Raw genomic sequence first — 25,447 nt, forward strand, 5'->3', positions numbered from 1 at the left:
TATCAGGCCGCTTCTTTCCTTTTTTTCCCTCTTCCCCTTGCTTTCTTCTCCTCTCCTGAGTCAGGGTTTCCAAGGGAAACTTTGATTCCTGCAAGGGCTATGAGGATTGCGGCGATTACCGAATATACGAAGTACTGGAGCGCCAGGGAAGCATCCTTCGGAAATCCGGTTGTAAGGGAAGCTTCTGTCAGAAGGTAGGTACTGGCACCCCAGAAGAGTAGGCCGGTGGCGATAATGAATAGGGATATAGAGATGGTTTTTTGGGTGGGTTTTCCTGCCATCCTAAGATCAAACATTTTTCCACAGTCTGCAAGCAGGAATGCGCCTGCATACCACCAGACTGAGGCATTGATGAATACCGAAATCAGAGTGAGGGTCCCATGGTACCAGATCCCGCTTTCGGAGTAAAGTCCCCAGACTTCCGCTGCCCCGTGGGCGGTGGCAACGACTCCTGTAAGCAAGGCGGCGGTATAGCTGACAAAAATAAGCCTCTGATGCTTGAAAGCCTCTCCCAGGCGTTCTTTCTGGAGGGCCAGGGTGTCGTCAAGCCCGAAGCCCCGGTAGAGCATGTACATCCCGACGGCAGCGAGGATCCCCACGACTGCGCCTTCGGGGTAGCGGGCAAGCAGGAAGATGGCATAGATAAGGAAGGCGAGCCCGACAGGAACGAAAAAGGTCTGGGATATTTTCGGGTCACTAAAAGCGTGTTTGAGGATATAGTAGGTGCTTTCCAGGTTTTCGCTCTGCATAACAACAATACGTTTTACTGAATCTATCTTTATGCGGGACTGAACAATCGGGATAAGGGTCTCGTCTTCTGCCCCGTCCGAGACAAATACGGCTCCTTTCACCTCGTGCGTGGCCAGGAAGTTCTCCAGCTGTTCGGCAATCTTCTGGTCAGAGATAACCCCTACGTTCCTGTCGCCTGCAAATGAGACAATCTCCGCGTCGATGCCCTTTGCCCGCAGTTCGTCAAGGACCCGGATTCCCCCGAAAATGGTGTTTGTGTCCGAATCCTCGGGATCGGCGATTCCCAGTGTTGTGGCAGCTTCAATATTTGCTTCCCTTCCAACGATAGGGGTTGTGCGTTTTGCCTTTTCGCCAAGGTCGTTGTCCCGGTCTATGCAGATAACTAAAGTTTGCATGGCTCCTCTATTTCTTCTCATTACGTATTTTGCGGGTCCCAGAGCTAGATTGGAAGAATATTCTTAATCCGGTGCTATCATCTAAAGCCATTATCGATATATAATGCTTGGGTATATTCCGGCGTCCGGGGAGTTCAGGTTGTCGGAATAACTTTTCCCCTTTTTTAATACCTTCTTTTAATTCCTTAACTGTAGTATTATTCTTTGATAACATACTATTTCAATTTATACTTTTATAGGTATGGGGATTTTTCTTTCTTGAAGTTGTTTCTTTCTTGAAGCGTTTTTTCTTGAAGCGGTATACTTTTTTCTGCCTTCTGGATCACAGGATTAAAACCCTTCAAATTTTTCTCTTCTTCATATGGCATTTGTGGAGCCGTTTGATGTTCTTTGGGGCATTGTATGTCCCGTATGTAAACTTTTTGTATATAGGTTATTATTGGATATTTTTGAGATAATTTTATAATTTCTGATCTCCAATTAATAATTGTATTAAAATGAACTATTCTTAAAAGACAACTACGGGGGTTTTTAGTGGCTGAAGTAATAGAAGAAGAAAAGAAAGAAGAAAGTGTCAAGAAGAGTTCCGGGGTTCAGGAACGAATCGGGAAACTTGGGGACGATGTAGACGACCTTGCAAAGAGAACCGGTGATGAAGCCTCAAAGCTTGCAAAAAGCATAAACGGGGAAATAAAGTCCCTTACCAAAGATATAAAATCCATTGATGTTAAAGACGAGGTCAAAGGGATCACAGGCAAGGTTGAAAAACTGGCTGACTCCACGGGGGATTCTGCAAAAAAGCTTGCCTCCGATATCAAGGGAGACATCAAAAGTCTAAGGGATAAAGTGCGGAAGAAAAAAGAGAAGTAAAGACAGAAATTCCTTCTGTCTTCTTTTTTCAGAGTTCTGTTTGTTAGTTATTATTCCAGTTATTTTTTACTCGGGTTCCTTATTTTTCCCGGATGCTTCCTTATTTAAACATCTCTTTTCTTACAAGGAACGCAGATCCGAGGATGCCGAGGGCTGCAAAGATGCTTTCGAATCCGGGTGTGCTTTCGTTTTCTCCGGGCTTAGTCTGCTCTTCTCCGGTTTCGGTTCCGGTTTCTTCTTCGTTCGGAGTAATTACCTCAGTTCCGTCCACTTCTCCGCTGCTTTTCGCCTCTCCCGTGATTGCATAGAGGGAGAAGCCCGGGGTTTCGGCTCTGAAGTAATAGAATTCCTCATCTTCCCCGGTCATCTCGGTTGAGAGAGGTTTCCAGGCTTCGTCGTGGTACCTGTTCAGGCCAATTGTAGCCGGATCGATGTTATTTTCTTCCATCCAGCTCTTCGGGACCCTGAACTCGATGTAGCCCTGGTCTATGTTTTCCTCAAAGCGTTCGTTTCCGACAGAAATCTTCATTTGTTTGTAGAGTTTGCCTTTCGGCTTATTGTCGCTGCCGCTGTTTTCATCATCGGCTCCTTCAACCCTTACAATAACCATTCCGGAGTATCCTTTTGACTTGAAGCCGACTCCGAGCACCCCGTTCTCCGGGTTCGGGAATTGGACACTGCTTTCCTGGCCTGCAACGACTTTTTTCTGGGCCGAGTCAACAGGTCCTGTATTTTCCCCTGCCGGAGGTGGGATGTAGGTCGGAGAACCGCTGCTGCTGCTTCTTTTCACAGGTGCCGGTTCTGGTTCCGGTTCTGGCTCCGGGAAATCGATCAGCGGGAAGTAGTCCACGCTTTCCCCATCTTCAGTGACGTTATAGGGAAGATCGCAGATCCAGTCTCCGTCGGTATCGTTACAGGTCTGGCTCCAGCCTGTCCCGTTCGGAAGGGCCCAGAAGTTTCCTCCGAGGTAAGGCCCGCCCATAATGTTCGTGCCTTCAGTCAGGGTGATGTTCCAGGTGTTGTTTCCTTCTCCTTCTTCGATCGGGTACTCTTCAAACAGGGATTCGTTTCCAAATACGGTGTTATTCGTGTTGTTGAAGTTGTTGTCGTAAATGGTGTTGTTCCAGGAACCAGCGAAGTAAAGTCCGGCATCGCTGTTGTTTTCGACAGAGTTGCTCACCAGGCAGTTCTCGCTGGAAATCTCAAGGTAGATGCCTGCTCCAACAGGACCCATGCCTTCTCCCAGCACCAACTCTGAAGCCATTACAATGTCAGGTTCTTCTGAACGCTTGTTGCATTCTTCCTTCTCATCAGAGTTAACGACTGAGGCTGCCCCGTAGTATTCTTCCTCTTCTTCCTCTACCAGGTACCCGTTTGAGTTCACGATGTTGCTTTGCAGGATGAGGTTTTCGGACTCTGAAAGACAAATTCCAATTATGCCGTTGTCAGTTACGGTATTGCTGGCCACCTCACTGTCATAGAGGTTTCTGAAAACAATACCCATGAGATTGTTCCTGACGGTGTTGTCCATTACCGTGTTATTGCTTGACCAGTCGCAGGTCCCGACGAAAATACCCCAGTCTTCATTGTTGCACACGGTATTGCCTGCAACGTAGTTGTCCGAACCCTTTATGCGGATACCGTTGCAGTCGTTGTTGTTTACAACATTGTTTTCTATGGTTGTGTTGTGCGAGTCATCATCATAAATGACAATCCCGGCACCGTCGTTGAAACTTACGGTGTTTCCTGTAAGGGTGTTGTAGCAGCCGTCTTCAACTTTGAGACCCACGCACTCGCTGTATGTTATAACGTTATCAACTACGGTATTGTAGGAGCTGTAGTACAGGTGCAGACCCATGGCTCCACTATTGTTTACAGTGTTTCCTATCAGGGTATTGTGGTCGCTTTCGTAGACGTTGATACCTTTTGCATCCCCGTCAAGTACCGTGTTTGAACTTACGGTGTTGTTGTCCGCATAGCAGAGCACGATTCCGGGGTAGTCGTTGGCGTTTACAACGTTACTGTTCACTGTGTTGAACTGGGACTCATCCAGCCTTATTCCTTTATAGTTCAGGCTTGCGTTGTTCCCGGTGATTGTATTGTTGTTGGAGTACTCGAGGTTGATGCCTTCGTCATCATTCTCAATTACGGTATTATCGGATATTGAGTTGTTTTCCCCTTCTATGTAAATCCCGCAACAATAGTTGAAGGAAGCGTTATTTCCACTTATGACGTTATTGCTGCTCAAACAGTCATAGTCGGCGTTGCCCATGCGAATACCGCTTCCGTCGTTGCCGATCACATCATTGTCGGTGAGTGTGTTGGAGGAGCCGTCTATGCGGATCCCGCTTTCCCCGTTATAGGACACATCGTTATTGACCAGTGTGCTGTGGTTGCTCCCAAATATGATGTAACCTTCTATGCTGCTTGTCTTGCTGCCTATGCGGATTCCGCAGTAGTTATTGTCAATTACGTCGTTTTCCCGAAGTTCGTTGTAATCGCCGTCTATGCGGATGCCGGTGTATCCGTTCAGGGACACGTTATTATTGACCAGTTCATTGTTGTTGCTTGCAATTGCTGTGTAATTGTCCCAGTCAATTTTCCCCAGACGAATTCCACAGTATTCGTTATCGTTTACGATATTGTCGTAAAGGTCATTTTCGCCGCCTTCGATATGGATTCCGGACCAGCAGTTATTGCTAATGTTGTTACCGTCAAAGCTGTTATCATATCCTCTGGCATAAATCCCGGTTTTCCCGCTGAGGGTTACATCGTTGCTGTCAAGGGTGCTGTGGTTACAGTTGAGCATGTAAATGCCGTGGTACTGGTCCCCGTAGGAACACCCTTCCGAAGACTCGTAATCGACACCGTAGACCTCTTTTGCCATCTCCCTGTCATGGGGCTTTTCAGGATCTTCACTGCTGTATTCTTCGAGGGAGCCCGAGCTTTCTTCAAAGGAGGACTCCACGGTTGCCCAATATAGCTCAGGGATCCCGATTACGTTATTGTTGGTGAACTCGGCATAATCGGAATCTTCGATGTAAATGCCTCCCCATTCGTTCAGACTCATTTCATTGTTGAGGAAGCTATTGTAATCGGAACAGTTTACAAAAACACCGTATTTCTGGTTGGATGCTATTGTGTTGTCATTGATATCGTTGTTGTCCGAGCAATCCAGATAAATGCCGTAACTGGTTCCTGATATTATATTGTTTGATAGCGTGTTTTCCGACGATGTCAGGTATATTCCGGCGTTCTCAAAGCTTAAGGAATATGTATATATGTCAGGATTCAGCAGGCTGAATCCGCTTATTGTGACGTTGTTTGCGCTGACGTCGAAAACATGTTCCATCGTGTCATTAGGAAAAATGATTGTGTCTTCAGGGTTTCCCGAAACTGAAAGGATGCGCAGGTCTGCCACATTCACGACCACGTTTTCCCAGTATTCCCCGGGATAAACGTAAATCGTGTCTCCGGGCAAAGACACACTTACAGCTTCCTGTATTGAGGAGTAGTTTCCTCCTATGCCTTCACCGTCCACGTACTTGTCTCCTGCTATCGCAGGTGCCACTGCTGTTGATGCTCCCGCCAGAAGTATCAGGAGAAGCATAAAAGGTATGAGGATCGAAATTTTGTTTTTAGCCACTTTTTCTCACCCTTGGGTTTTTATGAAACACATTCAACTTTTTTTCCATCTACTTGCAAAATAATTTTTAATAAATTTATCAAAATTAATTACTTAATATTATATTCTTAGTTAATATATCTAAGGGTTTTATAATCTTATATTTTTAAAAATGATTTTTTATACAAGCTTGTTTTTTCTGCCTTTTCTAGGGCTTAATTTCAAAAAAGGGCTTTTTGAAGGTTTAAAATCAATACGAAAATAAGGGGTATACAAAGAAATTTTTGAGCCTGTAAGAACTTTTCCGCATAAATATGAAGAATTTAAATCTTTGTTTTCTTCTGAGTTTTAACCCTGAATTTCAAGCAATAAAACTCAGTATGTTTCTTTTTCAAAAATAAGAAATAAATAATAAAGTGAAATAAATTCAGAAAATAGAGAAAAGGTGAAAAATGTGAGGACTGTAAAAGCCCTTGCACATCTCTCATTTTTTGTTTATTTAAACATCTCTTTTCTTACAAGGAACGCAGAACCAAGGATGCCAAGGGCTGCAAAGACACTTTCGAAGCCCGGTGCACTTTCGCTTTCTCCGGGCTTAGTTTGCTCTTCCCCGGTTTCGGTTCCGGTTTCTTCTTCGTTCGGAGTAATTACCTCAGTTCCGTCCACTTCTCCGCTGCTTTTCGCCTCTCCCGTGATTGCATAGAGGGAAAAGCCCGGGGTTTCGGCTCTGAAGTAATAGAATTCCTCATCTTCCCCGGTCATCTCGGTTGAGAGAGGTTTCCAGGCTTCGTCGTGGTACCTGTTCAGGCCAATTGTAGCCGGATCGATGTTATTTTCTTCCATCCAGCTCTTCGGGACCCTGAACTCGATGTAGCCCTGGTCTATGTTTTCCTCAAAGCGTTCGTTTCCGACAGAAATCTTCATTTGTTTGTAGAGTTTACCTTTCGGCTTATTGTCGCTGCCGCTGTTTTCATCATCGGCTCCTTCAACCCTTACAATAACCATTCCGGAGTATCCTTTTGACTTGAAGCCGACTCCGAGCACCCCGTTCTCCGGGTTCGGGAACTGGACACTGCTTTCCTGTCCTGCAACGACTTTTTTCTGGGCCGAGTCAACAGGTCCTGCATTTTCCCCTGCCTGAGGTGGGATGTAGGTCGGAGAACCGCTGCTGCTGCTGCTTCTTTTCACAGGTGCCGGTTCAGGCTCGGGTTCAGGCTCGGGTTCTGGCTCCGGGAAATCGATCAGCGGGAAGTAGTCCGCGCTTTCCCCATCTTCAGTGACGTTATAGGGAAGGTCGCAGATCCAGTCTCCGTCGGTATCGTTACAGGTCTGGCTCCAGCCTGTCCCGTTCGGAAGAGCCCAGAAGTTTCCTCCGAGGTAAGGCCCGCCCATGATGTTCGTGCCTTCTGTCAGGGTGATGTTCCAGGTGTTGTTTCCTTCTTCTTCTTCAACCGGAGTCTCTGTGAACAGTAATCCATCTTCGAATCTGGTGTTATTCGTGTTGTTGAAGCAATTGTCGTAAATTGTGTTGTTCCAGGAACCGATGAAGTAAAGTCCGGCATCGCTGTTGTTTTCTACAGAGTTTCCAATCAGGCAGTTCTCGCTGGAAAGCTCAAGGTAGATGCCTGCTCCAACAGGACCAATGCCTTCGCCAAGTACGAGGTCTGAAGCCATTGAAACGCCAGTTTCTTTTACAATGCCTGTTTCTTCTAAATGTTTGCTGCATTCTTCCTTTTCATCTGAGTTAACGATTAAGGGTGTCTGTGGGAGTTCTTCTTCCTCTTCCAGGTATCCGTTTGAGCTCACGGTGTTGCTCTGCAGGGTGAGGTTTTCGGATTCTGAAAGATAAATTCCCATTATGCCGTTATCTGTTACGGTATTGCCGGTCAACTCGCTGTCATAAAGGCATCTGAAAACAATACCTACTAAATTGTTCTTTACAGTGTTCTCACTTATTGTGTTATTGCTTGACCCGTCACAGTTCCAGATGAAAATTCCCAAGTATTCATTGTTGCACACCGTATTACCTGTAACGTAATTGTCCGAATCCTTTACTTGGATTCCGTTTTCACCATTATTGCACACCGTATTGCTTGCAGCGTAGTTGTCCGAACCCTTCAGGATTATGCCGTGTTTGCCATTATAACTAACAACGTTATCTGTCAGGGTAGTGTTGCCAGACTCGTCATCATATAAGCCGATTCCCGGACCGCCATTATAGCTTACGTTGTTGCCTGTAAGCGTGTTGTGGTACCCGTCTACATTAATGCCCTTGCAGCTGCTGTAGGTCACGGTATTGCCGATGAGGCTGTTGTAATTGCAATCCGAATACAGGTCAATTCCTTTTGCTGAAGACCCTATTACCGTATTGTAATCCAGGATGTTGTTGGAACTGTAATACAGGTTTATACCTTTTCCATTGTTGTCAAGCACCGTGTTTGAACTTACGGTGTTGTTGTCCGCATAGCAGAGCACGATTCCGGGGTAGTCGTTGGCGTTTGCAACGTTGTTGCTTACGGTGTTGAACTGGGAATCTCCTAGCCTGATTCCTTTATAGTTCAGGCTTGCATTGTTCCCGGTGATGGTATTGCTGTTAGAGTACTCGAGGTTGATGCCCTCTTCGTCATTGTTGAAGACATCGTTCCCGATGAAGTTGTTGTCGTTTGAATTCTCAAGGTAAATGCCGTATTCGTTTGAACTTGCATTGTTATTTTCTATTGTTGAGTTGCTCGTGTTGAAAAGGAATATTCCATGGTAATTGTTTACCAGGGTCTGGTCCCTGACCGTTACGCCAGAACAGTTAATAAGGTATATTGTTCCTGCATTGGAGAAATAATCCGCAGAAATGTCCGCTTTGTTTACAAGATAATAGATCGGTTTTCCATCTACGCAATTGCTGGTGTCTATATCATTGTTTAATTCTTCTTCACCAGCATGGAAGTTGTAGGAATTATTCTCCATTATGTTGTTTTTCAGTTCGTTTCCTTCGGAATTATAGAGGCGAAGGCCGTAATAATTACATTCTGAGATTGTGTTTCTTTCCAGCCTGTTTCCGTCAGAATTATCGAGGTACAGGCCATGAGAATTGCATGCTGAGATTGTGTTGTTTTCCAGTTCGTTTTCTCCGGAATAATAGAGATACGTCCCGCAGGAGAAGCCTGAGATTGTGTTGCTGAGAATTCTGTTATTCGGGGATGCATAATTGAGATATATGCCGTTTCCATTCCCGTAATTGTTTCCTGCGATTGTGTTGCCGAGAATTGTGTTATCCCGGGCTGAACTTCCTGTCAGATAGATTCCGTATGTGTTATACCAGGACCCCGTGTATGTGATCGAGATGACATTGTTGAGGATTGTGTTATTCCGGGATGAAATGCTTACCGCTGCTTTGCCATAAGTAGCCATGGGGAAATTGATTTTAAATCCGCTGATGGTCACGTTATTTGCACTGACATCAAAAGCATTGTCAGAACCGGAGGGATTAAGAACCGTGTCTTCCGGGTTCCCGGATACGGACTGTATTGTCAGTTCTCTGAATACATCAACATTTTCCGCGTATGTGCCCGGGTAAACCAGGATTGTGTCTCCGGAAACCGCGGCGTTTACGGCTTCCTGTATTGTTGAGAAGTTACCTCCCAAGCCGTCATCCACATCATCGACATAAAGGACGCCTGGCTCTGGAGGTGCCACTGCTGTTGCTACTCCCACAAGAAGTGTCAGGAGAAGAATAAAAGGTACGAGGGTTGGAATTTTGTTTTTAGCCACTTTTCTCACTCTTGGGTTTTTATGAAACACATTCAACTTTTTTTCTACAGACTTGCAAAATATTTTTTAATAAATTCATTAAAATTGTTAAATTAGTATTATATTCTTTGTTAATATATATTCGGGTTCTATAATTTTCAACTCATCTTTAATATTTGTACTGTTGGGTGTACTTTTTAGCTACTTTTTTTGGACTATTTCAAAAAATAAGCTTCTAATGGGTTTAAAATCCGAAAAAATCACATAAAAACCTGTAATAAATATAACTTGCAGGATTAACCACGTGTAGTAAATATTTACTTTCTTTCAGGTTTTAGTCCCAAATTTCAATTAATATAAATTTAAATAGAATATCTTATTTTTTTAAGGAAGAAGTGCCTCTCACTTCCAGAGAGAAAAAGGTTCATCGGGGATAAGGCTAGGAAGGAATAAAACCGGGGAGGATACGAGGAAATAAAACCGGGGAGTAATATTTCAGTGGAATTAGATTTCTAAAGGATAAGTCCGGAGAATAAGGTTCCGGTAAAATCGAATTTTAAGGAAATGTGGTTTCAATGAAATGGGGCTTCATAATGCCTTCAGTCATTTCACCACAGGGGAAGCTTCCCTATCAAAGGGGTTCGTCCGCATGGAAAGCGAAAAAAGATACGGATAATTGTTCTTCAGGTACTCCATGTAAGCTACCCACTCGTAGACCAGGAGGCTGTATACCCTTTTTACGTCCCCTTCTAGGTGTTCAAGGTCGCTCGGGGGAAGCTCGTCCAGGTCTTCCCGGTTCAGCAGTTCCTCGGTCAGGTGGAAGACGGCTCTCAGGAGCTCGGTAAAGGTCTCGTGCTCGAGCATTACCGGGTTTTCGAGCAGCCGGAGCAGGGAATCGTTCCTGTGTTCCAGGAAGTCCCGCAGGCCTTCCAGATCCAGGACCTCGGCTTTTATCGGGTATTCGTAATTCTTCAGCCTCCGGCTCACATCGGCAAATTCCCTGTCAGACCAGTCCTTTTTTACGATCAGGTACTTCCTGAACTCTTCAATCCCTGGGTCTGCCTCGGAAAAGTAGCCCAGAAGCCGCGTCCCTGTCTGGCTAAAAAAAGTCCCGATGACCATGTTCAGCTTCTCAATCCGGTTTTTCCTCTCCATGTCATTGATCAGCCGGTGGATAATTATCGAGACCAGGAGGACGTTGATCGGGAGGAATGCCAGGTTGCCTATGAAAGCCGTAAAGATGCTCCCGGAATCCCCGAGCAGCAGGTACTCTATGCCGTACAGGAGTACTGAAGTTACTAGCAGTGCAAGAACAAAGCTGCGGTAGAGTTTCAGGTTTTTCATGCTGGCATTTCCGGGGTTCTTTTATCTCTATATTTCAATCCTGACCAACTTTTTCTTCCCCGAAACCTCCCACATGCTCGGCATCGGAAAGGATCTTTCCTTCCATATTCCTTATTAAGACCCGGATGGTGTACGTGCTCCCGACTTTTACATCATCGACCCTGAGTTCGATGGGATTTTCCGGGGAAATGTTTTCAAAAATTTCTTCTGCTGCCGCCACTTTCAGGTCATCTTCCCATATTTCGTACCTGACGCGGTAGCTCTGGGTGGCCGCGTTTCCTGGAATTTCATGGACGACTATCGCTTCTTCGTTCACCTGGACCATTTCGCTGCTGAAGATTTCGTCCTCGGAAAGGTCTTCGGTCTGGACCATTTTTGCAAGAAGGAATGGGGTTTTGCCGTCCTGGGTTTCATTTCCGTTTTCACTTTCTTTTTCACTTTTGTTTTCTTTTCCGGCTTTCAATTCTCCGGTAACGATGACCCAGTCCCCGTTTTCTATGTCTTCAATACCCGAAGCCGCTACTACCGTTTCCACGTCCAGGACAGCTCCTTCCCAGTTCAGCTTAAATGAGGCTGCCGGCTCTTTTTCAAGATCCGAAACCGTGCCGTATACGAAGATTTCCGCACCGTAAAACGGTTTTTTCAGAAGGGAATCCACACCCATGGAACCTGTGGGCATTCCCAGTTTGTACCTGCTTCCCTGTGCATGGACTGCATCCACCACTTCTCCTTCGATAACCGTGACTGTTATCGTGGCAGTATCGATTACTTCAGGATCTTTTTCAGATACCAGGTCGAATTCGTAGACGAACTGCCAGGAGTATGGAGATCGCAGGGTCATGCTTTCTAGAAGTACCGGTTCTGTCAGGTGATACTCTATGTAAGAATCCAGGTTTTTTACATAGGCTTCGGCGATCTGCTGGCTTTCTTCCTCAGAAGTTTCGTTGAATTCGGCTGGGCCGTTTTCACCGGATTCCGTGCAGCCGGAAAAGGCTGTAACGATGCAGATAATCATGAGAATTGCGGGGAGTAGAAGGTACTTTTTCATGGAGAGCCTCTTTTTTCTTCTCTTTTTTTCTTGCCGTTTATTATGAAGTGAGAATTATTTAAGAATTGTTTAAGGTTTGAATCGTTTTGAACTTAAGTTGCAGAATGATTTCACATCTTTTCGTGGCCCTTATTTAAAGTAGCCGCTTTTTCAATAATGGGTAATTTTATTATTTATCGCCGTCTAATGTTTGAAATATCTTAGAGTGAGATTAATGAAAGGAATCCACGAAGAAAATCCATGAAAAGAATCCGTGAAAGGAATTCATTAAAGAATTCATGAGGAAAATCCATGCATAATTATTCCGGCTTTCTGAGGAGGTTCATCGCCTCAATCATCGATTTGTTCATAATCATAGTCCTGGTGGCTTTCTTCCAGTTCATCTCGGGCATGAGGGAAGGAGGTGTGCTGGGGGGACCTTTCTTTTACATTTTGGTGATACTCGTCTCCTGGAACTACTTTGCCTATCAGGAAAGTTCGTCCCGGCAGGGGACCGTGGGCAAGCAGGCAATGAACATCATTGTAACCGACCTTGAGGGGAACAGAATTTCCTTTGACCGGGCCACAAAGAGGTTTGTTGCTAAGATCCTGGCTGCTCTACCTTTAGGTGCCGGTTTCCTGCCAATCCTTTTCAATGAAAAAAGACAGGGTATACATGATATGCTCGCAAAGACCCTTGTACTGGTAAGAGAAGACTGAACTTAAAGCTGAATCAACCTCTTTTGATCTCTTTTTCATTTTCTTTTGATCTCTTTTTCATTTTCTTTTGATCTCTTTTTCATTTTCTTTTCATTTTTTATCCTGAATCCCCTGAATGAAATGCTTGAGGTACACTTTCGCTTCAGTGTTTTGTCTCCACCCATTCACAAACTCTTCTCTTTTACTTACAATGTATATTTTTTTATACTGGCTTTTTTATGCATTCAACAAGAAATATGCTAATCAAGAAAATCACCATGTGGTTGTGATACTATTTCCATTGACCAATGCAGTAAAGGAGGATTCAGGAATACAATTCCCGATTTATCCTCCGTACGGTTCCGGGCTCCGGAAACCCCGGGCCTAAAAATATTCCTTGATATGGACGGGGTACTCACGGACTTCAACGGGGCTTGCGAAGAAATTGAGCCGAATATGATGACCTGGTACATGTGTGATAAAGACCGTTTCTGGAAAAGGTTAACAGATGCGGGGATCAGTTTCTGGTCCGACATGTCCTGGATACCCGGGGGAAGGGAGCTTTACGCTCACCTGAACGCTTCGAATTTACCTCTTTCAATCCTCTCGGCTCTCCCCTTCCCGGAAAGAAGAGAAGCTCTTGCAAACGCCAGGGCCGGAAAAATAGAATGGCTCAGGAGAGAACTCGGGGAAGCTTATGCAAAAAAAGCTATTCTTTGCCAGAGGACGGAAAAAGCCCTTCATTCCGGCCCCACCAGGGTACTTATCGATGATAACTTCAAAAATATCAGTGAATGGGAGGACGCCGGGGGAATCGGGGTACTGCACAAAAATACGGACCGGACAATTCGGAATTTAAGCCGAATAATTGAAACCGAACCTAAATTCTGAGAGCTTCAAATAATCCTTTTCTTTGTTTCCTTTCCCTTTTCCTGTTTCCTTTCAGCAAAGGAAGCGACCGGTTTCCCGGAGATTTGCTCCCGCCAGATAAGCGAGCTACTTATCTCTGGAAACATCTGCTGTAGGATAGTTTTGGCGGAAGCATCAAAAATAAAAACGTTATGCAGTGATTTAAACTAATTTATTTGGGTAACGAACCTTACTTTTTGCTTATAGGTTCTTATTATCCTTTTTCTTTTACCCACGGTGCTAATAAGCATTAGCTGAATCAGCTGGATTAAATAATTACAAAATATCTTCTCTATTGCGTGTGCTCCCGTCCACTTTCTGCACGTTAATCAAAGATGTAGCCATTTTCATCTTGACGGGAGCGCATTCTTTTCTCTTACTTCTGCTCTTACTTCTGCTCTTACTTCTGCTCTTACTTATCTCTTTATTTCTTCTCTTTATCTTAAAAAGATGTATGGGAAGGGGTTTTACCCCTTCAATTTTCAGGTAACGGTGGTTTTGTTTTTTTCTTAATTCCTGCCTTCTCATTCCTGTCTTCTCTGCAGTAAAAAGCCGATTCCTAGCACTCCCATAAGGGTTGAAAGCAATCCGAAACCGGGGGTTGGTTCCTCTTCATCAAGCTCTTCAACGTTTTCTACTTCTTCATACCCAGTGTTCCTGTCGTAGGATGAGCCTGCGCCAGGCTTTGGCTGTGCGGGTGAGGATTCAGCCATTTCGTCTTCTTCTACAACTTCCTCTTCGTCCCATTCTCCCCCTGCTTCCTCTACTTCTTCTGCAGGCATTTCCATTGCTTCTTCTGCTGCCTCAGAGTCTTCGCTTTTGTCCTCTTCCGGGGCTGGTTCAGGCAGTTCCACGAAGAGGGAGGTATAGGGAGTCACGAATTCGAATTCCAGGGCAAGGTCCGTGACTTCGGACACCAGTTCCTCGGTTTCCCCTTCGACTTCGATCCTGTCCATCAGGGTTTCGATGGTGGTGTAGGCCCAGAGCCGTGGAATAAAAGAGTTTGCCTCTACCGGGTCTACATCGAATTCTTCTGAGAAATCCCTGTCTCCCGCCCTGGTAGTTGCCGTGACGTCCGTAAGGACGCTGCCGGTCTCAGGGGGGTATTTGCCGAGGATAATGGCATCAGAGCCTGCAAAGAGGTTCTTTTTCCCGGTGTTCACGATTTCCGAGACTCCTTCTCCGTAGGAAAATTCCATGTCCGTAATCAGGGGTGTTGAAATTGTTTCGTAGAAGCCGCCTATTTCTTCAGCTGCGTTATCTTCAGGGGAAAACCACTCTGCGGTCCCGTAATTCTCAAGGCTCATGGCTCTGAGGAACTGGTAATTGCTTTCGGAATCGATCCCGAAGGCGATGGAGAAGACCGAGACCTGTGCCTCGTTGACACCCTGGATGTTCTGTCGGATTGCGTAAGGGGAGGTAACCCCTTCCGTGGGTTCCCCGTCGGTCAGGAAGACGATGATAGGCACCCTTTCACTTGCAGGGTCGAACATCCCGAGGGCGGTAAGGAGGGCTTCATTGATGTTCGTGCCGCCTCTTGCATTGAGGCTGTTTACAAAGTCCAGGGCTCCGGCTTTCTCCTCGGAGCTTGCTTCCATGAGGCTTTCGGAATAGCTCCGGACGTACCCGTCGAAGGAGATTATGTTAAAGCGGTCTCCGGGAGGCAGGTCCTCAATTATGTCTCCGAACACTTCCTTTACCTGCTCCATTTTGTAGCCCTGCATCGAGCCTGATTTGTCGAGCACAAAGATTATTTCCTTGCTCATGGCCGAAGTCCCCATATCCTCTTCACTCGGGGAAAAGATGTGCATCATGTATCCCTTACCCCCGTTTTCGTAAAAGAGCATGTTCCCGTTCAGGGGCGGGTTTGCCGTTTCGAAAATTACCCTGAGTTCCGAGGAAGACAGCGAATTTGCCTTATATCTCACCTGTCCGCTGTTTGCAGAAAGGTACTCAACTTCGGCTCCGGGGAAGTCCGGGGCTTCCAGGCGGGTTAGCTGGTTTGCAGCATTTACGTTTACGTTTACCGAGAGGTTGTTAACCGGATGATTGCTTTCCAGGAACTGCACCAGTTCGTACTCACCGAGCGTTTTCTTAAGTGCCTGTTCATAGCACAGTTTCACGGTAATGCTCTGGCCGGGTTCGAAGCTGAGGGCATAGGAAAAGAGGTTTTCTTCTTTCGTTTCCAGGAGTCCGGCTGTCCTCCCTTCAGATGCCGCAGTTTCGTATCTCTCGGAAGCTTCTTCTTCAGGAAGGACTTTGGCCCTGTATTCTTTCCCGTCAATGATCAGGGAAAACCCGGAGATGAAAGCCTCTTCCGGGATCAGGAAACTGAATTCGTCGGTTATCGCCGTATCTGTCGGGTTGTTAAGCTTTTCCTCAACTGTGGTAATTGCATATCCGTTGTTCACATCCGTAGTAATTTTTAAGTACTCGGAGCTGGAACTGGCAGCGCCCACCTGTACGGCTGCCAGCAAAATTAAGCAAATGATAAGAATTTTCTTTATGCAAAATCCCCCTTTGTTCTGTAAGGATTGGAAATGAAATGTTCTTTTAATCTCTTTTCAAAATTCTGACGAAGCAGGGAAAAATGCTTACTCCGTGACATATTAGAAAATATACACTGTTATTATTTATAGGTGGCTTTAACTGCAGGCCTGTTCGAAGTTATTCTGACTCATCAGGGGATATCGGCGCTTCAAATTATAAAAAACCCCGAATATTGACATTTTTCCCCTGGAATTTTTCAATCCCTTCTCCAGGGCTTTTTTCCGGCTTCCCCCTAAACTATCGGCAGGAATATTTTTATCCTGAAGTTCTGTCCCAAATTCCAGGAAACTGTCTTTAAACTCGCAGCTTCGGATCTTAAAATATGTGAAGTTTTGTTTCCCATATCACTTTTTTGTTTCTAATATTACTTTGCAATTATACTGGCATTGTGTTTCTCAAATAAATATATACGGATCACGTTTGTTTTTGTATGCGATAATTGTTTCTGGTGTTCAGGAAATTATTGGAGGGGAATAGTTGAATATCTGCAAAAAATTGGTTTTTATCAGCTTAGTCGTTATGATGCTGTTTTTAGGAATGGGGCTGGTTCCGGCGGCAGGAGCTGCTCAGGAGAACAAATCTCCCTGGAATGAAGACAGTGGAGAAAAGCCCGCTGATTCTTCCTCCTGGGAAGAATGGAAGCAAGCTCACACCGTGGAAGTAGAGGTGGAAACGGTTTACAAATACAAAAAAGACGGGCAGTTTGAAATTACCGAGACTTATTCCGGAGATAAACTTAAACAGAAATTCAAAGTCGATAAATTGACAAAAACAAAATCTTTTACCGTTCCTTCGGGGAAGCAGGTGGCGGTGAATACACGCGCAGGTCCTTTTGTGATGCAGCCGGGAGATCAAAAAGAGGTCGTGTCCGAAAAATCCGTGGTCCTGACAACTGCCGGTGACCCCTACGAATGGTGGCTGGCTTCTGATGGTGACTCTGGTTCTGTCTCTTATCCTCAGTGGACATGGTCAAAAGTCCTGTGGTTCTATGAACTTGAAGACCCGATAAACCTGGTCTGGGAGCAGAGTAACCTGAAAACAGTTAAAAGTGTAATCCTGAAGCAAAGGTGGACTGACAACCCCTCGGAATACACTCACTACCTCTCATACCCTGACGGAAGCTGGGTACGTGGGGACGGTATGGCCGACAGCAAGTACAGGGTGCTTGGGGGCTATCATATACGGCTCTGGGAGCTTCCGAACGGTGCGGTGGTAGCAAATGCCCACCAGGACGATGACATATTCATTATTCCCGGACATCAGGTGAAAGGGTACGAAAACGCTGAATACAAAGTTGCAGGGTTTTTCGGAACCGTACATGGAAGCTATTGGCTGGACAATGAATGCTACAATGGCTGCTATAATGCCTACAATAATGGATGGGCAACACTCTTCTGAGTTTCTGCCACACAGACCTTAAGCTCTTCTCAGATCCTATCCGTAAAAATTATTTTTGGTAGGGAAAACAGTATGAAACACGGGGTTTTCCTATCCCGCTTTCTTTTTTCCTTTTTACTTCTTGTTTTCCTTTTAATTTTTTTTAGAACTTTTCAGTAAATGCTTACACCCTTCACGCTGGGAAGTTTCAGGATATCGTCCACGAGATCGCCGGGGACTTTCTGGTCGGTGATGATGGTTAGCCGGGGGTTGTCGGTCAGGTAGGGGTCGTCGGAGACTGCCTGGCGGATGCTCACTTCGTGTCTTGAGATGAGGGTTGCAACTTCTGCAAGTATGCCCACATGTGCGGCGTCTTCGGGGATGATTATGATGACTCCGAGGTCCAGCGAGGGAGCAACGTCTCTTAAGAAGGGAATTGAATGGACGTTTTTGAAAATAGTGCTGAGCAGTTTGTCCGAGACGATGGTTTTTGTGGTTGCGTCAACCACTCTCCGGTCAACTCCTGCTTCTTTTGCAAGCTGGGTGTGCGCTATCTCGATACTTCCGGAAGTTACTTTGCCTTCTTCATTTACCTGGAAGCCGCGTTCGAATAAGAGTTTAAGCACCTTTGCCTGAGCCGGGTATTTTTCAAATTTTTTGAGTAATGTCTGCCACATATAAATTAGAGTTTAAATTGGGTTCTGGATATAAAGCTTACTGATGAATTTTTGGTCTGCGTTGATTGCTGGAAAGGCGAGGGTTTTTTCCGGGTGGACTTCCAGGTTATTTTCTTCTGAATTTACTGTTGAAATTTTGTGCCGGTTTTCCGCATAACAATTTCCTGCGTTAATTTGATGTAGCAGCAGGGTACTGTGAAGTGCAATATCTGTGAGGTGCAGTATGAAAGGTTCCAGTTCAGACAGCGGGCAAAAATCCAAAAAAAATTCCGGGAAAACAAAGTTCCAGCTCCTTTTGATCTCCGGCCTCAAAAAAGAAATCGAGGCAGCCCGCAGGCTTGACCCTGAAAAACTTGCAGCCGAAATTGAAAAAACAGGCTTTTCCTGCCGCCAGTGCGGGAAGTGCTGTAAGAGGGCTTTCGGGGACAACCGTGTCCTGGTAATTCCCCGGGAAACAGGGGAAATTCGGGAGTACAGCGGGCTGTCAAAGCTCGAAATTGCAGGCCCCCTTATCCCGGACGTTTTTGAATCCGGGTCTGAGGTTGATGAAGTTAAAGGTGCCCCTGAAGATGGTGTTTACGAGGGCGAAGAGGCAGAAAAATCTGCAGGCCAGGAGTTTGCGGAACAAGAGTCCGCAGGACATGAAAAATGTGGGGGCATCTCTGGTGATGCAGGCGGGAATTCCCTGCAGTTCCTGGAACTACTGGAAGAGGACGTCGACTCCGAAGGCAATATCCATGCCTTTGGCTGGATGCTCAGGCGAAAAAGGAACGGGGACTGTGTTTTTCTGGAGCAGGGGGCAAACAGGTGCAGGATCTACCCCGTGCGCCCGATGCTCTGCAGGACTTACCCTTTTTACATGGAAGACCTGAAGCTTTACACCTGTGAATGTGAAGGGCTGGGATACCCAATATCCAGAAAAGAGAGCCTGAAACTGGCTGAGGACCTGCTTTCCAGATACTTTGCCGAACTTGAAGACATGCTTGCTGTGTACGAAAAGTTTGAAAATTTCGAAAAAGGTGGTGGCGGCCTGGAGCTCGCAAAGAAAAATGCGGCAAAAGGTGCTTTTGCCTTTATTGTCCATGACAGCAGCGGGGTTTCAAAGATCCCCTGGAAAATTCCGGAATATGATTGAACTTTCTATGTGATTGCGTTTTCTCTTACTTCTCATTTTATTTCTATCTCTCTTTTCTTCCCTTCCTCTTTTCTCCCGATTATCTCCTTTTCTTCCCCTTTTTATCTTCTTTATTTGTGCTTTTTCGGACATTTCTGGGCACTTCTGGGCACTTCTGTACAAAGTTTCTCTTCACAGTCCATCTCCGAACCATCAATTAAATTTATTTATTATAAAGCGTAGTATTCCCCATGACCGGGATGTCTGGTAGTGATGAACGTCCGATGACTGTTTCGGAGAAGATATTTTCGAAAGCCTCCGGGAAATCCGTAAAGGCCGGGGATTTTGTACTGGCAAATATAGACCTGGCAATGACGCATGACATTACAGGTCCGCTGGCGATCCAGGGCTTTTACGAGATTATGAACGACCAGGAAGAGAAAACAGTCTGGGACCCCAGCAAGATTGTAATCGTATTTGACCACCAGGTCCCTGCGGATTCCATCCACGCCGCGCAGAACCATATCATGTTAAGGGAGTTCGCGGAAGAGCAGGGCATTTTAAATTATGACGTTTATGAAGGGGTCTGCCACCAGGTCCTGCCCGAAAAAGGGCACGTGATGCCTGGAGACCTTATCGTGGGATCGGACTCTCACACCTGTGCTTACGGGTCTTTAGGGGCGTTTTCTACCGGCATAGGCTCAACCGACATGGCAGCCGTCTTTGCCACGGGGAAACTCTGGTTCAGGGTGCCTGAAACCTTCCGCTTTGAAATCAAAGGGAAGTTGCCTGAGCGTGTTTATTCCAAGGACCTTATCCTCCACCTTATCGGGGACGTCGGAGTAGAAGGAGTCAGGTATATGGCTGCCGAATTCGGAGGTCCCGCCGTCCGTTCCCTTTCCATTCCCGAGCGTATGACCATGTCCAACATGGCAATCGAGATGGGCGGAAAGGCAGGTATCATCGAGGCGGACGAGGTAACAGCCGCATATCTGAAAGAGCGCATTCCAGACTACGAGTTTGACCCGTACTGGAAGTCTGACGAGGACGCAGCGTACTTCGATGTAAGGCATTACGACATCTCGGACCTGGAACCCCAGGTTGCCTGCCCTCACAACGTGGACAACGTAAAGCCCGTTTCCGAAGTCGAGGGCACGAAAGTCGACCAGATTTTCATGGGCTCCTGTACGAACGGCAGGTTTGAGGACATCAAGATCCTGGCTGATATCATGGGAGACGAGCCCGTGGCAAAGGGACTGCGTCTTCTGGTAGTCCCTGCTTCAAGGACCGAATACATGAAACTGATGAAAGCCGGCTACATCGAAAAGCTCATGGAAGCCGGGGCAATCGTTGAATCCCCCTGTTGTGGACCCTGTATGGGTGGCTCTTTCGGCCTCCTCGGTGCAGGAGAAGTGGGCCTGGCAACCTCCAACCGCAACTTCAAAGGCAGGGAGGGTAGTGCCGAATCCTTCGTATATCTCTGTTCCCCGGCAACAGCGGGAGCATCCGCCCTTACCGGAGAAATTACCGATCCGAGAAAGGTCTGAAAACCTTTCTCACTCATTTGTTTTCAATCAATTCCCATTTAATTTCCATTTCCATTTGTTTCAGTTAGTTTCCATTAATTTCCAATTATCGATATTTTTACAATTCTTGAACAGGTGTTAGAATGCTGGATGCCGACTTATCAATTTTAAACAGAGTGTATGATATTATCCTGGACCGAAAAATGAACTATGACGAATGTTCATACGTCTGTAAACTTTTGAACCACCGCAAGGGTATGAACAAAATCCTTGAAAAAGTAGGGGAGGAGTCCATTGAAACGATCCTGGCGGTTCGAAATAATGACCATGAAGAGATCGTTTCGGAAACTTCAGACCTGATTTTCCATCTTCTGGTGATGCTTGCGGCAAATGACATCACTCTGGATGAAATTGCAGCCGAGCTTAGCGCCCGCCATGAAAGTATGAAAAGGGATTGAAAAGAGGAATTGAAAAGAGGAATTGAAAAGAGGAATTGAGTTAAGGGCTCACGGCCCCAATCTATTACCGGATATACTTACTGATTCCGGATACCTTCGGGCCGGAGATTTCTCCTGCAAAATTTCCTACTTTTTTTTCATTACTGAACTTTTCAATAAACTGCGAGTTCGTTAAGCACGTCGGTTTTTGAGAGGGTTCCTTTGGGTACCCCGTTTATGGTGACAACCAGTCTTCCTACGTTGTATTTGTGGAAGAGTTTCACGACGTCGTAGAGCTGCATGTCTCCGTCTACGGTGATCAGCTCTTTTGTCATGATGTCCTTTATTTTTATGTTGAGTTTGCCCTGGGCAATGGCATGGGCGATGTCGGTGTATGTTACAATCCCGACAATTTTCCCTTTGTCATCTACTGGGGCACCGTGGACGTTGTTGCGGATAAAAAGCCTGGTTGCTTCCTGGATGCTGGCGTTCACGTTCACGAGCATGGGCGGGTATTTCATGTAGTGTTTGACCTGCTTTTTCGGAAGGGAGATCATTTCGTTGATGTTGAAAAGAATGGAATTGTTAGTGTCATCTCTCCCTGTGACTTCCCCCCGGATGATCAGCCGGTTTACAGGAGTCGGGCCTACCTGGATCTTATCGTCGAGTATGAAGTCCTTGGTGTTCCCGAGCACCCTGATTACCCCGTTACACATGTCAGGGCTGCGGACTGTCGTAAAGCTGATCTCGGCAGCAGTCGCCCCGTTAACGATAACGTTGTTTTTGTAGATCGGGACTACGGATTCATGTTTCAACTGCTGGATCCTCAGGGCACCGTATGCTGCTCCCATGGGTTTATACCCTCCTTTCGGTCCGGGTACCCCTTCTACCAGACCTAAGGCTTTTAAAAGCTGCATCTGGTTGCGGATGGTCCCCGGGTTGCGCTGTATGACCTCGGCGATTTCTTCCCCTTTGATCGCCCGGTCTTTCTGCCGCTGGAGATTGAGTAACGCAATTATAATATCTTTTTGAATAGGTGTGAGTTCCATACAACCACCATCAATTTCATATACATGTATTCTATTGATGTATAGCGCTATATACACCGATAATAATGTGCAACATGACGATTTGCCATAATTAATTATTATAAATTCCTATTACAAATTACAATTACAAATATAAAAAGAGTCCGGTCCTGCTTTGAGTATTCAACAGATTACGGGCTATATCTACAGTTTGTTGCTTCAATTTGTAATTACAAATATATAAAAAATGGCGGTAATGTCATTAAACGTTCATTGGTTGGTCCCCACAGATCAAATATAGTTTATATGTCTACAGTTTGTGCCCGGGTCTTTTGCCTGAGCCTTCTGATGCTGCGGCAAGTAATAGCCTAATCTTTAAGTATGGTTTTTCGGGTAGTTTCTTCCGGCACACTTAAAAGCCTGGAAAAACCTTCCTGAGTAAATTTTACCGGGCTCAGGACAGCCTGAAGAAGTACCCAGTCCATAGAGCCTTTAAGCTATAGTGCCTTTTAAGCCATGGTGCCTTTAAGATATTGAACTTTTAAGTTTTTGAGCCTTTGAACGGCCCTGAGAAGGGTTTTTCCGCAAGAAGCCAGTAGAAGAGCGTCTATTAAAGAGTCTGAAAAGTATGATATTCGAGAAAATTCACACAGTTCCCACTTCCGAGGAATTAATCAATAAATCCTTCAGAAGGGCTTCCAGGGCAATGTCCGGGAAAACCATTGACGGCAGAGATAGCCGAATCAGTGCAAATGAATCCATGCTGCTGACAGCAGCAAACATTTTGTCCGATAACCTCGCAAATATTGTCCGGCGTTTCCCAACTTTTGAAAACCTTCCCCGTTTCTATTACGAAATCACGGATATCCTGGTAGGGGTGGACCAGCTCAGGATGTCCCTGGGTTCCGTAGAGTGGGCCAGCCAGAAAATCCACGGGCTTGCCAGGTCTTATGTCGGGAAGATAAGGGTTGCCGACAATCCCGACACTGTCCGGAAAGAAGCTTTCGGGAGGCTGGCTTCGATTATCAAGTCCATTAACAAGGACCTCCTCTTCCTGAACAAGGCGAGAAACATCCTGAGGAAGCTTCCTGAAGTCCAGGACGAGCCCACACTCGTGGTTGCAGGCTACCCGAACGTAGGAAAGTCCAGTTTTGTTTCGAAAGTTACCGGGGCAACCCCGGAAGTCGCTTCCTATCCCTTCACCACAAAAGGGGTCAGCATAGGGCACTTCACGCGGGAAGGAGTCCGCTACCAGGTCATGGACACTCCGGGTCTCCTGGACCGGCCAATGTCCGAGCGAAACGACATCGAACGCCAGGCAATTACTGCAATCAGCTACCTGGATGCAGTTGTCATGTTCATCATGGACCCCAGTGAAAGCTGCGGGTACGAGATCAAAGACCAGAGGCATCTCCTTGAAGAAATTAAGGAAAACTTTGACCTCCCCGTACTGGTAGTTTCAAATAAGGCGGACAGGCCGGAATTCCAGAAGCTTGAAGAAGTCGAAATGAACATCTCCGCCATTACAGGGGAAGGGATTGAAGAGGTAGTTGAAAGACTGGTCGGAATGATTGAAGAAAAGCGCCTTCAATCTTTAGAAGAGTCTGAAGAAGAGTCCGATGAGGAGTTCATTCTCTGATTCCTTATCCGACCTGTATTTAGTTTCGGAATTTCTTTTAGCTATAAGCTGCTTCATTCAGGACTTATTTCAGCTGGAATCTGATTTTAGCTGAAATCTGATTTTAGCTGAAATCCAATTTTAGATATTCTTGTGGCTGTTCAGAGTATCCTGAACTGCATTAGCAGGGCTAGGGCAATAAGGATAAGCCCTGTCACCAGCCTGATTTCGACTCTCCTTTTTTCCCTGAATTCCGTGACTGTTTCCGGGCTCATACCGATGGTTAGCAGTATTCCCAGGCCAATTACCGGGAGCACCAGGCCAAGGTTGTAGATTGCAAGGTAGAATGCTCCTTCGAGCATGCCGGTTTTCGTGACCAGCATGTTCAGGATGGAGAGGTAGATTGCTCCCACGCAGGGAGCTTTGACCAGCGAAAACATCCCTCCGGCCAGGAAAGAAAGGAGCAGGAGGTTCTTTTTCCCGATCCTTTCCATGAAATTTTTCAGGGCCCTCGGGGTCTTGAAGGTTGATTTTGCATCCACTTTGAGCCTGTATGCATCGTAGATATGCCAGAGCCCTACAATCCCGGTCATCAGTGCCAGGAAAGTCGTGACAGTCTCCCTGATTCTCGGGATGAAACTGACCGTGCCCAGGATGCTAATCCCGGCAACCATATACATTACAAAGATCCCTGCAGAAAAGCCGGCTGTGATCTTGAGCATCTCCCTTTTTCCTCCCTGCTGGGAAAGGGTGATCGAGGCCAGAAAAGCCATTACAGCGAGGAGGCAGGGGTTGAAACCCGCAAGGATGCCTGCGGCAAGGATGAAGAAAGGATTCATTTTCTCCCCGTTCAGCTCCTCCGGGGTTTCATTGTTAGTTTCATTGTTATAATCCGAACTTTCTCCTGCAGGAGGCTCGCCTGCAGGAAAGGGCGGAAGGGTGGAGTTTTCGATTGCTTCCTCAAGCAGGGTTTTGAGAATTGTCTCGTTTCCTTCGTAGTCCCGGTAAGTGATTACCGTACTTCGGTTGACGACGATGGTGGGGACGGTAGTTATCCTGTATTCTTTCATGCGGGTATAGGAACTCATTATTTCGTAAATAGAAAAATTGGCATCAGGGTAGCTCTTAACGACCTGGCCTACCACGGGCAGGGCCTGCTGGCATTTCAGGCAGCCTTCTTCGTAGAAATACTCCACTGAAACGGTCTCGTTTCCGGCAGCATAAGCGGGTGCAGGGCTAAAGGACAGAAGGCCGATCAGTAATAAGAGGCATATTTTCAGCCCCGGTTTTATATCAATGGCATGCCGTTGAGGAGCAGGTAGCTTTTTCATAGCCGCTTTCCGAGGTGATTTTTGTGGATACATCCAGGAGCTCCCCCGTATCTGCGGACACATAGCCTTCGATTACGTAGAGGCTGTTCACCCCTGCGCAGGCACAGTTCCTTTCCATGATCTCGACTTTCCAGACATTTTCTCCCTCCTGGGTTGCAGTCCCATTCAGATCGTATGTACTGTGGCAGATGAGGGTGGCCCTGAAAACCCTCCATTCCGGAACCCTGAAGTTCTCCGAGATGTACGCGGAAGCATTGGAGTCGTTGACAACTGTTTGAATTGCCCGGGAAGCACTGACGTTCAGGTCCGGGGCGGCCTCGTCTTCTTCCTGTCCCAAAAAAGTATGGACTGGAAAGATGTTCCATAATATGATAATGACGAGAACAGCTGCCGTAAAAACAGCAAAGAGTTCGCTGCTTTTCATGG

The 25,447-nt window shown here is 46.1% G+C and carries 22 protein-coding genes; 8 read left to right on the forward strand and 14 right to left on the reverse strand.

The window, feature by feature from the left end:
* Nucleotides 1-2: 2 nt before the first annotated feature.
* Both ACSAZK_RS15515 and ACSAZK_RS15520 read right to left on the reverse strand, forming a co-directional pair.
* Nucleotides 3-1,145, reverse strand: a complete 1,143-nt coding sequence (locus ACSAZK_RS15515) for a DUF373 family protein (protein ID WP_440954954.1) — start codon at nt 1,143-1,145, stop codon at nt 3-5.
* Nucleotides 1,146-1,378: 233 nt separating this feature from the next.
* The gene (locus tag ACSAZK_RS15520) at nt 1,379-1,513 is read right to left on the reverse strand and encodes a hypothetical protein (RefSeq protein ID WP_440954955.1); all 135 of its coding nucleotides are present in this window, start codon (nt 1,511-1,513) and stop codon (nt 1,379-1,381) included.
* A gap of 166 nt (nt 1,514-1,679) precedes the next feature.
* Between ACSAZK_RS15520 and ACSAZK_RS15525 the strand changes: the two genes are divergently transcribed.
* Nucleotides 1,680-2,015 (forward strand): hypothetical protein, encoded by a 336-nt coding sequence (locus ACSAZK_RS15525; RefSeq protein ID WP_440954956.1) that lies wholly within the window; start codon nt 1,680-1,682, stop codon nt 2,013-2,015.
* A gap of 100 nt (nt 2,016-2,115) precedes the next feature.
* Here the strand turns inward: ACSAZK_RS15525 and ACSAZK_RS15530 are convergent, their stop codons facing one another.
* From ACSAZK_RS15530 to ACSAZK_RS15545, 4 genes are all read right to left on the reverse strand, one after another.
* Nucleotides 2,116-5,661, reverse strand: coding sequence for a NosD domain-containing protein (locus ACSAZK_RS15530; RefSeq protein ID WP_440954957.1), 3,546 nt, complete (start codon nt 5,659-5,661; stop codon nt 2,116-2,118).
* A gap of 474 nt (nt 5,662-6,135) precedes the next feature.
* A complete protein-coding gene (locus ACSAZK_RS15535) occupies nt 6,136-9,405 on the reverse strand; it encodes a NosD domain-containing protein (RefSeq protein ID WP_440954958.1) in 3,270 nt (1,089 codons plus the stop codon).
* 582 nt (nt 9,406-9,987) lie between these two features.
* Nucleotides 9,988-10,728 (reverse strand): hypothetical protein, encoded by a 741-nt coding sequence (locus ACSAZK_RS15540; RefSeq protein ID WP_440954959.1) that lies wholly within the window; start codon nt 10,726-10,728, stop codon nt 9,988-9,990.
* Nucleotides 10,729-10,762: 34 nt separating this feature from the next.
* Complete coding sequence (locus tag ACSAZK_RS15545; RefSeq protein ID WP_440954960.1) at nt 10,763-11,776, reverse strand: hypothetical protein; 1,014 nt, start codon at nt 11,774-11,776, stop codon at nt 10,763-10,765.
* Between the two features lie 291 nt (nt 11,777-12,067).
* Here ACSAZK_RS15545 and ACSAZK_RS15550 point away from each other — a divergent pair, with 291 nt between their 5' ends.
* The gene (locus ACSAZK_RS15550) at nt 12,068-12,475 is read left to right on the forward strand and encodes an RDD family protein (RefSeq protein WP_440954961.1); all 408 of its coding nucleotides are present in this window, start codon (nt 12,068-12,070) and stop codon (nt 12,473-12,475) included.
* Nucleotides 12,476-12,510: 35 nt separating this feature from the next.
* Here the strand turns inward: ACSAZK_RS15550 and ACSAZK_RS15555 are convergent, their stop codons facing one another.
* Nucleotides 12,511-12,639, reverse strand: coding sequence for a hypothetical protein (locus ACSAZK_RS15555; protein WP_440954962.1), 129 nt, complete (start codon nt 12,637-12,639; stop codon nt 12,511-12,513).
* A gap of 217 nt (nt 12,640-12,856) precedes the next feature.
* On the opposite strand from ACSAZK_RS15555, the gene ACSAZK_RS15560 reads away from it, so the two are divergent.
* On the forward strand, nt 12,857-13,345 hold the full coding sequence (locus ACSAZK_RS15560; RefSeq protein ID WP_082090607.1) for a 5' nucleotidase, NT5C type: 489 nt from the start codon (nt 12,857-12,859) through the stop codon (nt 13,343-13,345).
* A 294-nt stretch (nt 13,346-13,639) separates the two neighbouring features.
* Here ACSAZK_RS15560 and ACSAZK_RS15565 read toward each other — a convergent pair whose 3' ends face one another.
* Nucleotides 13,640-13,891, reverse strand: a complete 252-nt coding sequence (locus ACSAZK_RS15565; RefSeq protein ID WP_440954963.1) for a hypothetical protein — start codon at nt 13,889-13,891, stop codon at nt 13,640-13,642.
* Complete coding sequence (locus tag ACSAZK_RS15570; protein WP_440954964.1) at nt 13,888-15,840, reverse strand: VIT domain-containing protein; 1,953 nt, start codon at nt 15,838-15,840, stop codon at nt 13,888-13,890. The genes ACSAZK_RS15565 and ACSAZK_RS15570 overlap by 4 nt, the downstream gene beginning before the upstream one ends.
* A 592-nt stretch (nt 15,841-16,432) precedes the next feature.
* Here ACSAZK_RS15570 and ACSAZK_RS15575 point away from each other — a divergent pair.
* Entirely contained in the window at nt 16,433-17,311 is an 879-nt protein-coding gene (locus ACSAZK_RS15575) for a hypothetical protein (protein WP_440954965.1), read from the forward strand.
* A gap of 152 nt (nt 17,312-17,463) precedes the next feature.
* On the opposite strand, the gene ACSAZK_RS15580 is transcribed toward ACSAZK_RS15575, so the two are convergent.
* Nucleotides 17,464-17,967 carry an amino acid-binding protein gene (locus ACSAZK_RS15580; RefSeq protein WP_048179680.1) on the reverse strand — a complete coding sequence of 168 codons (504 nt, stop codon included), beginning with the start codon at nt 17,965-17,967 and terminating at the stop codon, nt 17,464-17,466.
* A 223-nt stretch (nt 17,968-18,190) separates the two neighbouring features.
* Here ACSAZK_RS15580 and ACSAZK_RS15585 point away from each other — a divergent pair, with 223 nt between their 5' ends.
* Entirely contained in the window at nt 18,191-19,102 is a 912-nt protein-coding gene (locus tag ACSAZK_RS15585) for a YkgJ family cysteine cluster protein (protein WP_440954966.1), read from the forward strand.
* On the opposite strand, the gene ACSAZK_RS15590 is transcribed toward ACSAZK_RS15585, so the two are convergent.
* The gene (locus ACSAZK_RS15590) at nt 19,067-19,234 is read right to left on the reverse strand and encodes a hypothetical protein (protein WP_440954967.1); all 168 of its coding nucleotides are present in this window, start codon (nt 19,232-19,234) and stop codon (nt 19,067-19,069) included. The two genes, ACSAZK_RS15585 and ACSAZK_RS15590, sit on opposite strands and share 36 nt — an antisense overlap.
* Nucleotides 19,235-19,365: 131 nt before the next feature.
* Here ACSAZK_RS15590 and ACSAZK_RS15595 point away from each other — a divergent pair, with 131 nt between their 5' ends.
* Together ACSAZK_RS15595 and hisE are read left to right on the forward strand one after the other, a co-directional pair.
* Nucleotides 19,366-20,628, forward strand: coding sequence for a 3-isopropylmalate dehydratase large subunit (locus ACSAZK_RS15595; protein ID WP_440957043.1), 1,263 nt, complete (start codon nt 19,366-19,368; stop codon nt 20,626-20,628).
* Nucleotides 20,629-20,750: 122 nt separating this feature from the next.
* Complete coding sequence (hisE, locus tag ACSAZK_RS15600; protein ID WP_048179671.1) at nt 20,751-21,065, forward strand: phosphoribosyl-ATP diphosphatase; 315 nt, start codon at nt 20,751-20,753, stop codon at nt 21,063-21,065.
* A 152-nt stretch (nt 21,066-21,217) separates the two neighbouring features.
* Here the strand turns inward: hisE and ACSAZK_RS15605 are convergent, their stop codons facing one another.
* Entirely contained in the window at nt 21,218-22,093 is an 876-nt protein-coding gene (locus ACSAZK_RS15605) for a CBS domain-containing protein (RefSeq protein ID WP_440954968.1), read from the reverse strand.
* A gap of 607 nt (nt 22,094-22,700) precedes the next feature.
* Between ACSAZK_RS15605 and ACSAZK_RS15610 the strand changes: the two genes are divergently transcribed.
* Nucleotides 22,701-23,711, forward strand: a complete 1,011-nt coding sequence (locus tag ACSAZK_RS15610) for an NOG1 family protein (protein WP_440954969.1) — start codon at nt 22,701-22,703, stop codon at nt 23,709-23,711.
* A gap of 140 nt (nt 23,712-23,851) precedes the next feature.
* On the opposite strand, the gene ACSAZK_RS15615 is transcribed toward ACSAZK_RS15610, so the two are convergent.
* Nucleotides 23,852-25,021, reverse strand: a complete 1,170-nt coding sequence (locus ACSAZK_RS15615) for a cytochrome c biogenesis protein (RefSeq protein ID WP_440954970.1) — start codon at nt 25,019-25,021, stop codon at nt 23,852-23,854.
* Entirely contained in the window at nt 24,984-25,445 is a 462-nt protein-coding gene (locus tag ACSAZK_RS15620; protein WP_440954971.1) for a hypothetical protein, read from the reverse strand. Before ACSAZK_RS15620 ends, ACSAZK_RS15615 begins: the two co-directional genes overlap by 38 nt.
* Between the last annotated feature and the right edge of the window lie 2 nt (nt 25,446-25,447).

The organism is Methanosarcina sediminis, assembly GCF_052056915.1.
Classification (GTDB): domain Archaea; phylum Halobacteriota; class Methanosarcinia; order Methanosarcinales; family Methanosarcinaceae; genus MTP4.